Annotated in this window: 12 protein-coding genes; all 12 read left to right on the forward strand. The window is 42.9% G+C overall.

What is annotated here, in order from left to right:
• Nucleotides 1-40 precede the first annotated feature (40 nt).
• The 12 genes from MHB50_RS06740 (at nt 41) to greA (ending at nt 12,722) form a co-directional block, all read left to right on the forward strand.
• Nucleotides 41-703, forward strand: coding sequence for a tetratricopeptide repeat protein (locus MHB50_RS06740; RefSeq protein ID WP_077110560.1), 663 nt, complete (start codon nt 41-43; stop codon nt 701-703).
• 29 nt (nt 704-732) lie between these two features.
• Entirely contained in the window at nt 733-3,129 is a 2,397-nt protein-coding gene (locus tag MHB50_RS06745) for an ATP-dependent RecD-like DNA helicase (protein ID WP_077110562.1), read from the forward strand.
• 39 nt (nt 3,130-3,168) lie between these two features.
• Nucleotides 3,169-3,699 carry a PRC-barrel domain-containing protein gene (locus MHB50_RS06750; RefSeq protein ID WP_077110564.1) on the forward strand — a complete coding sequence of 177 codons (531 nt, stop codon included), beginning with the start codon at nt 3,169-3,171 and terminating at the stop codon, nt 3,697-3,699.
• A complete protein-coding gene (locus MHB50_RS06755; RefSeq protein WP_077110566.1) occupies nt 3,659-3,847 on the forward strand; it encodes a hypothetical protein in 189 nt (62 codons plus the stop codon). Before MHB50_RS06750 ends, MHB50_RS06755 begins: the two co-directional genes overlap by 41 nt.
• 456 nt (nt 3,848-4,303) lie before the next feature.
• Nucleotides 4,304-5,374 (forward strand): AI-2E family transporter, encoded by a 1,071-nt coding sequence (locus MHB50_RS06760; protein ID WP_077110568.1) that lies wholly within the window; start codon nt 4,304-4,306, stop codon nt 5,372-5,374.
• A gap of 328 nt (nt 5,375-5,702) precedes the next feature.
• The gene (gene alaS, locus MHB50_RS06765) at nt 5,703-8,330 is read left to right on the forward strand and encodes an alanine--tRNA ligase (protein ID WP_077110570.1); all 2,628 of its coding nucleotides are present in this window, start codon (nt 5,703-5,705) and stop codon (nt 8,328-8,330) included.
• A 71-nt stretch (nt 8,331-8,401) separates the two neighbouring features.
• Nucleotides 8,402-8,671 carry an IreB family regulatory phosphoprotein gene (locus MHB50_RS06770; RefSeq protein WP_077110572.1) on the forward strand — a complete coding sequence of 90 codons (270 nt, stop codon included), beginning with the start codon at nt 8,402-8,404 and terminating at the stop codon, nt 8,669-8,671.
• The gene (ruvX, locus tag MHB50_RS06775; protein WP_077110573.1) at nt 8,672-9,097 is read left to right on the forward strand and encodes a Holliday junction resolvase RuvX; all 426 of its coding nucleotides are present in this window, start codon (nt 8,672-8,674) and stop codon (nt 9,095-9,097) included.
• Between the two features lie 5 nt (nt 9,098-9,102).
• Nucleotides 9,103-9,387 (forward strand): DUF1292 domain-containing protein, encoded by a 285-nt coding sequence (locus MHB50_RS06780; protein ID WP_077110575.1) that lies wholly within the window; start codon nt 9,103-9,105, stop codon nt 9,385-9,387.
• Between the two features lie 922 nt (nt 9,388-10,309).
• Nucleotides 10,310-11,416: an endolytic transglycosylase MltG gene (gene mltG / locus MHB50_RS06785; protein ID WP_340085304.1), complete on the forward strand. Its 1,107-nt coding sequence runs from the start codon at nt 10,310-10,312 to the stop codon at nt 11,414-11,416.
• Between the two features lie 12 nt (nt 11,417-11,428).
• Entirely contained in the window at nt 11,429-12,064 is a 636-nt protein-coding gene (locus tag MHB50_RS06790; protein WP_340085055.1) for an O-methyltransferase, read from the forward strand.
• Between the two features lie 181 nt (nt 12,065-12,245).
• Nucleotides 12,246-12,722, forward strand: coding sequence for a transcription elongation factor GreA (gene greA / locus MHB50_RS06795; RefSeq protein WP_077110579.1), 477 nt, complete (start codon nt 12,246-12,248; stop codon nt 12,720-12,722).
• Nucleotides 12,723-12,852: the final 130 nt, after the last annotated feature.

Raw genomic sequence — 12,852 nt, forward strand, 5'->3', positions numbered from 1 at the left:
CATCACTTTATGAAGATTGTAAACGCTTGGAGTGTGACCTATGGATAAAAATATAAAGGGCATTGAGTACTTACAGGAAGGGAAGCTTGAAAAAGCGGTTCAAATGTTTACAGAAGCTATAGAGGAAAATCCCAAGAATGCTGTGGCTTACGTTAATTTTGCCAACGTTCTTCTATCGTTGAACGAGTTTGCGCGGGCAGAACAATTTTTAAAACGGGCTGTTGAACTCGATGAACAAGCATTTGCGGTGTATTACTGTTTTGGGAATTTATATTTTAAGCAGGAGAAATACCGGGAAGCTGCGAATATGTTTCAAAAAGCCATCTCTCTTGGACAAGAGTCCAACGATGTGCACTATATGCTCGGAATGTGCTTTGTGAATATGGGGAGAAGCGAGCTTTCACTTCCTTACTTGCAAAGAAGTGTGGAGTTGGACAGGAAAGATCCAGAGGCAATTTTTCAATATGGACTTGCTTTGGCCCGAGCGGGCGTACTGGAAGAAGCAATTAACCAGTTAAAAACTGTAATAGAACTTGATCCGAATCATGCCGATGCTTTTTATAATCTGGGTGTGGCCTATGCAGGACATTTGAATGATGCGGACAAGGCGATGGAATGTTTTGAACAGGCACTTTCCATTCAGCCGGATCACCTTCTTGCCGCGAACGCCAAAAAAGTCGTTCAGCAAGCCTTGGAACAATAAGAGTACCCTTGAACGAAAGGGAGATCGCCATGAACCAACAGAATTCTCTCGATTTAAGGACGGATGAAGAACATTTTATAAAGGGGCGCCATTTAGTCACTATTTTCCATAATGAGGCGAACTTTTATTCCGTTATCAGAATTCGGGTGGAAGAAACAAACGTCGCATATGAAGAAAAAGAAGCCGTTGTGACGGGTTATTTCCCTAAAATTCATGAACAGGAGACATATCTTTTTTACGGTAACCTAAAAGAACACCCTAAATTTGGTCTTCAGTTTCATGCAAAGCATTTTAAAAAGGAAATTCCGCAAACAAAGCAAGGACTTGTTGCCTATCTTTCAAGCGACCTTTTTAAAGGGATCGGTAAAAAAACGGCCGAACGTATCGTTGAAACACTTGGCGAAAACGCAATTAGCCGCATTTTGGCAGAACCGTCCGTACTGGAAACCATCCCGAGATTGGCTTCTGATACGGCTAAAGATTTGTACGACGCTCTCCTGGAACATCAAGAATTGGAACAAATTATGATCGGGCTCAATCAACATGGTTTTGGACCACAGTTGTCCATGAAAATTTACCAAGCATATAAAGAAAATGCACTGGACATTATTGAGACAAATCCGTATCAATTGATTGCAGATGTGGAGGGGATCGGGTTTGGCCGGGCGGATGAACTCGGGATGCAAATAGGCATTGATGGAGTCCACCCCGACCGGATTAAGGCCGCGTGTCTTTATGCGTTAGAGCAAGATTGTCTGCAAAACGGCCATGTTTATTTAGAGGCGGAAGAGCTTCTGATAAAGGTTAAGAAGCTATTGGAAGACAGCCAACCCGTGGAAATTCCATATGACATGATTAGCCAGTGCTTCATACAGCTTGAAGAAGAAGGGAAAATCATTGGTGAAGAAAAGCGGGTATATATTCCTTCCCTTTATTTTTCCGAAAGAGGGATCATAACAAATATCGAACGCTTGCTTGAGCAAAATCAGTATGCGGAACAATTTCCGGAGTCGGAATTTTTAATGGCGTTGGGCAAGTTGGAGGACAGACTGGGCATCCAGTATGCGCCATCTCAAAAAGAGGCTATTCAAACGGCGCTGACAAGTCCGCTTATGATATTAACCGGGGGACCTGGTACGGGAAAAACAACGGTCATAAAAGGGATTGTGGAATTATATGCCGAGCTTCATGGGTGTTCGCTTGATATACACGCTTATAAAGACCAACCCTTTCCGTTCGTATTAGCCGCCCCGACAGGACGAGCCGCCAAAAGAATGGCAGAATCAACCGGGCTTCCTGCCGTAACAATTCACCGTCTTCTCGGTATGACTGGGCAGGAAAATATGGATGCTGACGGGGATCGGGAAATAGAAGGAAAAATCGTCATCATTGATGAAATGTCCATGGTCGACACGTGGCTTGCCCATCAACTTTTTAAAGCACTTCCGGAAGATATTCAAGTCATCCTTGTGGGAGATGAGGATCAGCTTCCGTCCGTCGGGCCGGGACAAGTTCTTACGGACTTATTGAAGTCTAACATCATTCCGACAGTGGAGCTTACTGACATTTATCGGCAAGCCGACGGCTCCTCGATTATTGAACTGGCCCATACGATCAAAAAGGGAAACATTCCGGAGAAGATCACTGAACCGCAGGCAGACCGTTCTTTTATCAAATGCCAAGGAACTCAAATTAGTGAGGTTGTCGAAAAAGTTGTTCGGAGCGCAGTCAGAAAAGGTTATGCGGCCAAAGATATTCAAGTGCTCGCACCAATGTACCGCGGACCTGCTGGGATTGACCATTTGAACAAAATTTTGCAAAATGTCCTTAATCCGAAAGGAAGCGGCAATAAACGAAAAGAAGTCACATTTGGGGATGTTTCATACCGGATTGGCGACAAGGTGCTTCAACTTGTTAATCAACCGGAGAAAAATGTGTTTAACGGAGATATCGGGGAAATTATTTCGATTTTATACGCAAGAGAAAACGTAGAGAAGCAGGATATGATGATCGTTTCTTTTGAAGGAACAGAAGTCACGTATTATCGCCAGGACTTTAACCAAATCACCCATGCTTTTTGCTGTTCCATCCATAAATCGCAAGGAAGCGAATTTCCCATTGTCATCCTTCCTGTCGTCAAAAGTTATTATCGCATGTTGCGAAGGAATTTATTATATACAGCGATTACCCGAAGCAAAGAATTTCTGATTTTGTGCGGAGAGGAAGAAGCTTTTCGCATGGGCATTTCGAGGGTGGATGATCAGAAGAGACAAACGACTTTGTATGAAAAATTGGCGGCTTCCGCCAGCTTGCCGGTGGATAAAGATAAAACAATAGAACAAGCGGATTTGTCTTTTGAAGAGAAGCTTTTTATGGTTGATCCCATGATCGGCATGGAAAATGTTACGCCTTATGATTTTCTTTAATCGGCAGACAATATAAATGTTCGGAAAGGCGGGTTTACTTTGCGAACATTTTCTTTGTTAAAAGGAAAGCCGGTGTTTGACAATGGCGGGGAGCTGATTGGGGAAGTTTGCGACATTTGTATCGGAGAAGACGGATTGGTAACAGATCTTTTGCTGCTTGGCAAAGGTTTGATCGGAAAAAAGTACCGGCTTCCCATCCAATCTGTTACGTCGTTTGGCAATGACGGGGTCATGATCGACAGTAAAAACAGCCTGGTGAAATATTATGAGCTCCATGATGAATATACGATGCACCATAATCAGCCATTAGCCAAAAAAAATACCTTATCCCAGCAAGGTGACAAACTTGGTCTTCTGGATGATGTATATTTTATGGAAGAAGTGGGCACAATCGTTGGATACGAACTGACAGATGGCTTTTTTTCGGATATTACAGAGGGAAAGCGTGTCATTCGCACGTCACACCCTCCAAAAATCGGAAAGGACGCCATGATCGTGTCGGTAAAAAATCGACGAGGTGGAAAAGCCCATGATGAAATGTCCAAACTGCCAGAGCAAGGACCTGGGTAAAATTGGTGTGAACCAGTATTATTGCTGGAACTGTTTCATCGAGCTGTCCATTGGAAAGCAAATGATATATACTCACCAGGTGGAAGAAGACGGATCTTTAAGTTCTTTAGATGATTTGTTCGATGAACAGCAACGAAAGTTGATTTAGAGGCTGCCGAAAACGGCAGCCTTCTTTTCGTTACATAACTTATGGTGTTGTGAATGGGATCAGTGGCCAGGAGGTCGGAAAAGGGATATGGTATTGCCAAATCAGCTTGCCTACTAGCTAGGAGGGCTAAGTTGAGAGGGATTTTTAACACAAATAATTTTTTGCTATTTCGTATTTGTTTATGTCCCAGTCCCTGTTTCATCCACATGAAGAAAAACGGTGTAATGATTCTAGTGTGGACGGGCCACCAGCTTGAAGCATATTCTAAAGATAAAGTTGCTCCTTGACCATGCCGCAATGCTTTAAAAGAATGAAGGTGCCTGGGACGGCTCCTCGCAATAATCTTGTTCTTTTTTAAGTTTGTCCGCTCCGGCTTTCCTTATCCTTCCTCCTTTTTTCGACATGATGGTTAGAATTGGCCAAAGTCGAAAAACTATTATTAGGGAGGGACATTCGTTGAGGGAACCAAGAACTCGCTTATTATACCAATTCGGCATCATCTTGATCATCTTTGTTCTGCTTTATTTTTTCCTGCTCATCAAACCGCTGTGGAAGCCTTTGCTGACCGTGTTGTGTATTGGGATGCTCCCTTTTGTGGCCGGGGGATTTATTGCTTATTTGCTTTATCCGATAGTCGGGAAACTGGAGCTCCTTGGAATGAACCGGGCTGTGGCCATTAGCTTCATCTATATTTTATTTTTTGGGGGGATCGGCTATGGCCTTTATTTGGGAATTCCGGTATTAATAGGACAGATGCGACACTTTTCCGAACATGTGCCCGAGCTTGTGGATTACTATAAAAGCTTAATCAGAGAGTTGGATGCTTCAACCTCGCGTTGGCCTGACGGGATGAAAAGTGAATTAATGGAGCGGGTGGACAGCTTTGAAGTTTGGATTGGCCAATTTATGGAGAAGGCCATTTCCTCGGTTGTGGGCCTCGTCAACTACGTGATCGTTTTGGCTGTGATTCCTTTTATTTCGTTTTATTTTCTGAAAGATTTGGAACTTGTCAAAAAAGCGGCATGGTATATGACTCCTAAGAAGTGGCGGAATAATGCCCAGGTATTTTTGTCGGCGGTAAATGTGTCACTTGGAGGATATATACGCGGACAATTGCTTGTCTGTTTTATCCTTGGGATCATTTCCAGTCTCCTGTTTTGGTTGATAGGCCTTGATTATCCCATTATGCTCGGTTTAATCATTGCTTTTACAAACATTATTCCCTATTTTGGAGCAGTGATCGGAGCGGTGCCCGTCTTGGCCATTGCACTCATGTCATCAATCAAACAAGCGGCGTTTGCCTTGGGAATCGTCATGTTGCTGCAATTCTTGGAGGGGAATGTTTTATCGCCGTATATTGTTGGTAAATCAATCAATATTCATCCACTTTTTATTATTGCCGCGCTCATTATCGGCGGTGAAGCGGGCGGGCTATGGGGTATGCTTCTTGCTGTGCCGTTGTTGGCCGTGTTAAAAGTGGCGATCATTCATACCCGCGATTATCTTATCCATTCAAGATCAACTTAGAATTGACAAATCGATCTTCCATTCTCTATAATTTCTGTAACAATCAAAATGAAAAATCAATGAGGGATCCATTCTTGTTGCTGACCATCTGAGCAGGTTGAAATCTGCGTAAGAGAGGAATTTCCGAGGCTGAAAGAAATTCCAGATGAAGGGCGACAATGAGCCAATCCCGAGAGCAGCTAATCACTGCCGTAAACCGCGTTAAGGTACCAAGAGATGTCAAACAAGTGAATTGGTTTGATAATCAGGGTGGTACCGTGACGAAGCTTCGCCCCTGTATGGGGAGAAGTTTTTTTATTTTTTATGAAAATAATTTGGAGGTATTAACATGAAAACGTTGACCGGGTCGCAAATAAGACAAATGTTCCTTGATTTTTTCCAAGAGAAAGGACATAAAGTGGAGCCTAGCGCTTCACTTATCCCCCACGATGATCCTTCTTTACTGTGGATTAATAGTGGGGTAGCCACATTGAAAAAATATTTTGATGGCAGGGAAATCCCCGAAAATCCGCGAATTGTCAATGCCCAAAAGTCCATTCGAACGAATGATATTGAAAATGTCGGAAAAACAGCCAGACACCACACCTTTTTTGAAATGCTGGGCAACTTCTCGATTGGCGATTACTTTAAAAAAGAAGCGATCGAATGGGCCTGGGAATTTTTAACGAGTGAAAAATGGATCGGTTTTGAAGATGAAAAATTGTCAGTGACCATTCACCCGGAAGATGATGAGGCTTTTGAGATTTGGAACAAACATGTCGGACTTCCAAAGGAAAGGATCATTCGCTTGAAAGAAAACTTCTGGGATATTGGAGAAGGACCAAGCGGTCCGAACTCTGAGATTTTTTATGACCGTGGACCAGAATATGGAGATGATCCAAATGATCCTGAATTATATCCAGGAGGGGAGAATGAGCGCTATCTGGAGATTTGGAATTTGGTTTTTTCCCAATTCAACCACAACCCTGATGGCACCTATACACCGCTTCCGAAAAAAAATATTGATACGGGGATGGGCTTGGAGCGCATCGTGTCCGTTGTTCAAAATGTGCCGACCAACTTTGATACAGACTTATTTATCCCAATTATTCGGGAAACCGAAAAGCTATCCGGACAGGCGTATGGGAAGGAAAAAGATAAGGACACCGCTTTTAAAGTCATTTCGGACCATGTCAGAACAGTTGTTTTTGCTGTTTCCGATGGCGCGCTTCCTTCAAATGAGGGAAGGGGATATGTGTTGAGAAGGCTGCTCCGAAGGGCAGTCCGATACGGAAAGGAAATCAATATTGATAAGCCTTTTATGTACAAGCTCGTACCCATTGTCGGCGACATCATGAAAGATTATTATCCGGATGTGTTACAAAATACGGAGTTCATTCAACGCGTCATCCAGAACGAGGAGGAACGTTTCCACGAAACGTTAAACGAAGGATTGGAGATATTTTCCTCACTCATTCAAAGAGCAAAAGCGGAAGGAAAAGACACGATACCGGGAGAAGAAGTGTTTAGATTATATGACACTTACGGATTTCCAGTGGAACTAACGGAAGAGTATGCAGAAGAAGAGAAAATGAAGGTGGACCATGAAGGGTTTGAAAAGGCAATGGCTGAGCAAAGGGAAAGGGCCCGTTCAGCCCGGCAGGAAGCAGAATCCATGCAGGTTCAATCAGGAGTTCTTGGTGAACTGAAGGTAGCAAGCGAGTTTGTCGGCTACGATACGCTTCAAGTGAAAACGAACGTTGAAGCAATTGTAAAAGAAGGCGAACTTGTAGAGGAAGCTCGTGCGGGGGAAACTGTACAATTTATTTTAACAAAAACACCATTTTATGCGGAAAGCGGCGGACAAATTGCCGATGAAGGAATAGTCGTCGGAGAAGGCCTGAAAGTAAAAGTATCGGAGGTCAAAAAAGCGCCAAACGGACAACATCTTCATACCGGTGTCATAGAAGAAGGAACGCTTCAAAAAGGCTTGGAAGTGCTGGCTGTCATTGATGAGCAGATGAGACGGCAAGTGATTAAAAATCATACCGCCACCCATCTGTTGCATAAGGCATTGAAAGATGTCCTAGGCAAACATGTCAATCAGGCGGGATCTTATGTGGGACCTGACCGCCTACGCTTTGACTTCTCGCATTTTGGAGCCGTTACGGAAGAGGAACTTGAAAAAGTTGAAACGCTCGTGAATGAAAACATTTGGACAAATGACCCTGTTCATATTTCATATAAAAGTCTGGAAGAAGCGAAGAAGATGGGAGCAATGGCTCTTTTTGGAGAAAAATACGGAGATACGGTCCGGGTTGTGCAGGCGGGAGAAAGCCTGGAATTATGCGGTGGCTGTCACGTATCGAATACAGCCGAAATCGGGCTCTTTAAAATCGTTGTTGAAAGCGGCATTGGCGCAGGCATCAGGAGAATAGAAGCCGTTACAGGTGAACATGCCTACCGTTACATGAACGGGCAGATACAAAAGCTTCGGATGATTGCCGACATGCTGAAAACGAAGCCGGGCAATGCTGTCGAAAGAACCCAAATCCTGTTAAATGACCTTAAGGAGCTTCAGCGGGAAAATGAATCTCTTACAGATAAATTGGCCCATTTGGAAGCGGGAAGCTTGTTGGACAAGGCAGTCGAAGTGAATGGCATACAAGTGATCGCCAGCAAAGTTCAAGGCGCCGATATGAACGCGTTAAGAAGTATGGCAGACGATTTGAAACAACAGCTTGGTTCAGGTATTGTTGTACTCGGATCTGCACAAAATGATAAAGTAAATATCGTTGCCGCCGTTACAAAAGATTTGACAAAAAAATATCATGCGGGGAAACTTGTCAAAGAAGTCGCTTCACGTTGCGGCGGTGGAGGCGGCGGCCGTCCCGATATGGCTCAAGCTGGAGGCAAAAACCCCGGTCAATTGGATGAGGCCTTATCTTTTGTCACGGATTGGATAAAATCCATTTGATTCCAAGTCGAAATCATGTACAATGAAGACAGGTCATTTCATGAACGGCCGCATGAGAGAGGTGTTGTAAAATGGGCTCTTTTGACGAAACGATGAGGTTTAATTTTCAAGAGGATCCAATGGACCATGATGTCAAAGGTGTTTTGCTCCATGTGTACGGGGCGCTTCAGGAGAAAGGTTACAATCCAATTAACCAAATCGTCGGATACTTGCTTTCCGGGGATCCGGCCTATATCCCCAGGCATCAGGATGCTCGGAATATTATGAGAAAATTGGAACGTGACGAGATCATTGAAGAGCTGGTCAAGTCGTATTTAACACAACATCGTGAGGGAAAATAAATGCGAGTGATGGGCCTCGATGTTGGCTCCAAGACAGTTGGCGTGGCCATTAGTGACGAAATGGGATGGACTGCCCAGGGAGTTGAAACAATATCGATCAATGAAGAAAAAAACATGTTTGGATTTAAGCGGATTGGTGAAATTATTAAAGAATACGGTGTTGAGAAAATCATCGTGGGCCTGCCAAAAAATATGAATAACACAATTGGTCCTCGTGGTGAGGCAACCAAAGCCTATGCTGATCTTCTCGCCGAAAAATTTCAACTGCCTGTAATCCTTTGGGATGAGCGCCTGAGTACGATGGCCGCCGAAAGAGTTTTGCTTGAAGCGGACGTAAGCAGAAAGAAGAGGAAAAAAGTGATTGATAAAATGGCCGCAACCATGATCCTGCAAAATTTCTTGGACAGCCAACAAATAATGAGGTGAAAAAAATGGAAAATGATGAAAAATATTTTACTGTCGTAGATGAACAAGGAAATGAAGAATTGCATGAAATTCTATTTACATTTGACTCTGATGAATTTAACAAGTCATATGTGCTGTATTTTCCGGTAGATACTGAAGAGAACGAAACCGAGGAAATTGAAATTCATGCTTCCGCTTTTGTTCCCAATGAAGAAGGCGAAGAAGGAAGCCTGCAGCCCATTGAAACAGAAGAAGAATGGGATATGATCGAAGAAATGCTAAACACTTTTCTTGCTGAAGAGGAAGAGTGAGTGTTATCTATAACAAACCGATCCCGTTAACGGGATCGGTTTTATTCATTTTTATCATATAATGAGGCAATTAGGATGTGACGAAATCCAGCTTCGAAAGACAGTATACCCATATGTAGGTGAATCATCTGACCAGTAGGGCTTTAACAGTAAATGATCGTACAAAGAAAAGGTGCAAGCTTTTTCGAGAATGTCGCGGGTTGAGTCTGCCTCCGGAGAGTACGTCCCTATGGTGAATCATCTGACCAGTAGGGCTTTAACAGTAAATGATTGCACAAAGAAAAGGTGCAAGCTGTTCGAGAATGTCGCAGGTTGAGTCTGCCTCCGGAGAGTACGTCCCTATGGTGAATCATCTGACCAGTAGGGCTTTAACAGTAAATGATTGCACAAAGAAAAGGTGCAAGCTGTTCGAGAATGTCGCGGGTTGAGTCTGCCTCCGGAGAGTACGTCCCTATAGTGAATCGCCTGTCCAATGGGACCCCACAGTAAATGATCGGACAAAGGAGAGGCGCAAATTTTTTCAAGAACGTCGCTGTAAACCTGCATGGCAACCAGGAGATACTGTTCAATTGCTTTAGCACAATAAAAGAGTCCACATCGCAGGCAGGGAATAGGTAAAGCTATTAATGATTTTTTGCCCATCGGCTTAACTCACTATCAGGAACGCTCCGAGAAGTGCATGTAAAGATTGTGCTCACGATATGTGATGAGAGTCAAGCTGCTTTGCTGGATGTCTGAAAGCCGCCTTCGCCATTTGTTCATGTTTTGCCGGCTTGGCATTTTTTATCCAACTAGATGCTAAGAGTGAAAAATAACAAAGTTATTGTATAATAGAAAACGTATAAAAACAGAATACCGGGAGGGGATTCCCGTCGTGAGAAAAGAAGGAACCAAGCTCGATAAAGAAAAAAAGGCGGAATTGATGAGAGAAAATCTGCTAGAAAGAAAAAGTGAGGCGATTATTATTAGAAAAATAGTGGCTATTATCGCTCTTATTACCGTTATTTTGATGACAGTAACCATTCTGGGAGGCATCATTTATATAAAATCAGCCTTAAAACCGGTTGATCCGGAAAACAATAAAACGGTCAAAATTGAGGTTCCCATAGGATCGTCAACATCCACAATTGGACAGACGCTCAAGGAAAAAGGCATTATAAAAAATGCCACCGTCTTTAAATATTATGTCAAATTGAATAATGTTGCCGGTTTTCAAGCGGGTGTTTACGACATGGCGCCATCTATGACACTGAGTGAGATAGCTCAAACACTGCAAACAGGGACATTGGCCCGGGAGGCCATTTTTAAAATAGCTGTCCCGGAAGGGTACCAACTGGAGCAAATTGCCGAATCGATCGAAAAGCATACCGACTACACAAAGAAAGAGATCATGGAGAAACTGGATGATCAAGAAACGATTAAACAGTTACAGGAAAAGTATCCGGATCTTCTGACTGACAGTCTGTTGAATAAAAATATAAAACATCCGCTGGAAGGATATTTGTTTCCTGCGACCTATTCTTATTATGAAGAAAACCCGCCATTGGAATCTATCATTGATCCGATGATCCAAAAAACATACGAAGTAGTAACCAAATATGATGAACAAATGAAAGAAAAAAAGATGGACGTTCACAAATTGCTTACCCTGGCTTCTTTAATTGAAAAAGAGGCAACAGAAAAAGCCGATCGCCACCTTATTTCCAGCGTATTTTATAATCGCATTCAAAAGGATATGCCTCTGCAAACCGACCCGACTGTTTTATATGCATTGGGCGAGCATAAAGAAAGAACGATGTACAAAGATTTGGAGGTCGATTCTCCGTATAATACATACAAGGTGAAAGGCCTCCCACCCGGTCCGATCGCCAATGCGGGAGAAGCTTCCATTAAAGCGGCATTGAACCCCGCCGAAAGCCAATATCTTTATTTCTTGGCGGAATATGGCACAGGGGAAGTTCATTATTCCAAGACATTGGAGGAGCACAATAAGCTGAAGGCGAAGTATATTACGGAAAAAAGAAATTAAGGGGGTTTTTCCATGAATGAAGTCGTCCATCAATATGTGGAATCTTTTCTTCCGCCCAGAAATGAGCTTTTACGGAAAATGGAACGCATTGCAGAAAAAAACAATGTTCCGATCATGGAATTAATGTCTCTTCATGTGATGCTTCAATTTATGAGGATTCAAAATCCGGAACGAATTTTGGAAATAGGAACGGCCATCGGTTATTCCGCTTTAAGAATGGCTTACGCCCTGCCTGATACAAGTATTGTCACAATTGAACTCGATGAGCAGCGGGCAGAGGAAGCTCTAGCAAATATTCGTCTTGCTGGCATGGAAAATAGAATCACGTTGCTCAAGGGAAATGCGTTGGATTTGGTTGATGAGGTGGCGTCATATGCCCCTTTTGACGCCATTTTTATTGATGCGGCGAAGGGCCAATATATGAATTTTTTTAACATGTATAGCACGTTGCTGACGAATGACGGTTGTGTGTATTCAGACAACGTTTTATTCAAAGGACTCGTTGCAAATGACCATGTTGAAAATAAGCGACTAGAAGGAATCGTAAAAAAATTAAAGGAATATAATCAGTCGATAATGGATAAAACAGACTTTATAACGACCATTATTCCGATTGGCGACGGGGTTGCAGTCAGTAAAAAAATTTGAATCCAGGAAACAGGATGATATTTCCTTGAACAAAAATCATTTTTATATTACGATAGCATAGATAATATAATATAAATTGGCAGGAAACGAAGGCGCGCCATTCATTTGGCGCGCTGTCATGTATTAAAAGGACAATTTCCCGGTTATAAAAGGGAAATGAGAAGAATAAGGAGTGAGGGATATGGCAACGGAAAAAGTATTTCCAATGACAAAGGACGGAAAAGAGAAACTTGAAAAAGAACTTGAATATTTAAAATCTGTGAGACGAAAAGAAGTCGTTGAACGGATTAAGGTCGCCAGAAGTTTCGGGGATCTATCCGAAAACTCGGAGTATGATTCGGCAAAAGAAGAGCAAGCGTTTGTCGAGGGGCGGATTACCACGTTGGAGAACATGATCCGCAACGCGAAAATTATTGAAGATGATGAGTTGAATTCAGATCAAGTAACGCTTGGAAAAACGGTAACGTTTATTGAACTTCCCGATGGTGATGAAGAGACGTATACCATTGTGGGCAGCGCGGAAGCGGATCCATTTGAAGGGAAAATTTCCAATGACTCTCCGATTGCCAAGAGCTTAATCGGGCAAAAGGTCAATGATGAAGTAACCGTTCAAACACCGGGTGGTGAAATGCGGGTTCGAATCATCTCGATCAAATAATGGAATGCACGGCAGCTAAAAAAATGGCGGCCGTGTTTTTTTTCATTGAAATGCTTGGTGAACTTCTGGTCGGCAATCGCACCTTGTGTCTAAAGGGTTGGTACCTGCAAAGTTTTCAGATTCAACGGTT

Source organism: Siminovitchia sp. FSL H7-0308, assembly GCF_037980985.1.
Taxonomy (GTDB): Bacteria; Bacillota; Bacilli; order Bacillales; family Bacillaceae_C; genus Siminovitchia; species Siminovitchia thermophila.

Bases quoted from the DNA above. Each gene is read 5' to 3' on its own strand.
- ruvX (WP_077110573.1), top strand. From the start codon at position 8,672: ATGCGAGTGATGGGCCTCGATGTTGGCTCCAAGACAGTTGGCGTGGCC.
- MHB50_RS06790 (WP_340085055.1), top strand. From the start codon at position 11,429: ATGAATGAAGTCGTCCATCAATATGTGGAATCTTTTCTTCCGCCCAGA.
- MHB50_RS06745 (WP_077110562.1), top strand. From the start codon at position 733: ATGAACCAACAGAATTCTCTCGATTTAAGGACGGATGAAGAACATTTT.
- MHB50_RS06770 (WP_077110572.1), top strand. From the start codon at position 8,402: ATGGGCTCTTTTGACGAAACGATGAGGTTTAATTTTCAAGAGGATCCA.
- alaS (WP_077110570.1), top strand. From the start codon at position 5,703: ATGAAAACGTTGACCGGGTCGCAAATAAGACAAATGTTCCTTGATTTT.
- MHB50_RS06740 (WP_077110560.1), top strand. From the start codon at position 41: ATGGATAAAAATATAAAGGGCATTGAGTACTTACAGGAAGGGAAGCTT.
- mltG (WP_340085304.1), top strand. From the start codon at position 10,310: ATGAGAGAAAATCTGCTAGAAAGAAAAAGTGAGGCGATTATTATTAGA.
- MHB50_RS06755 (WP_077110566.1), top strand. From the start codon at position 3,659: ATGATGAAATGTCCAAACTGCCAGAGCAAGGACCTGGGTAAAATTGGT.
- greA (WP_077110579.1), top strand. From the start codon at position 12,246: ATGGCAACGGAAAAAGTATTTCCAATGACAAAGGACGGAAAAGAGAAA.
- MHB50_RS06780 (WP_077110575.1), top strand. From the start codon at position 9,103: ATGGAAAATGATGAAAAATATTTTACTGTCGTAGATGAACAAGGAAAT.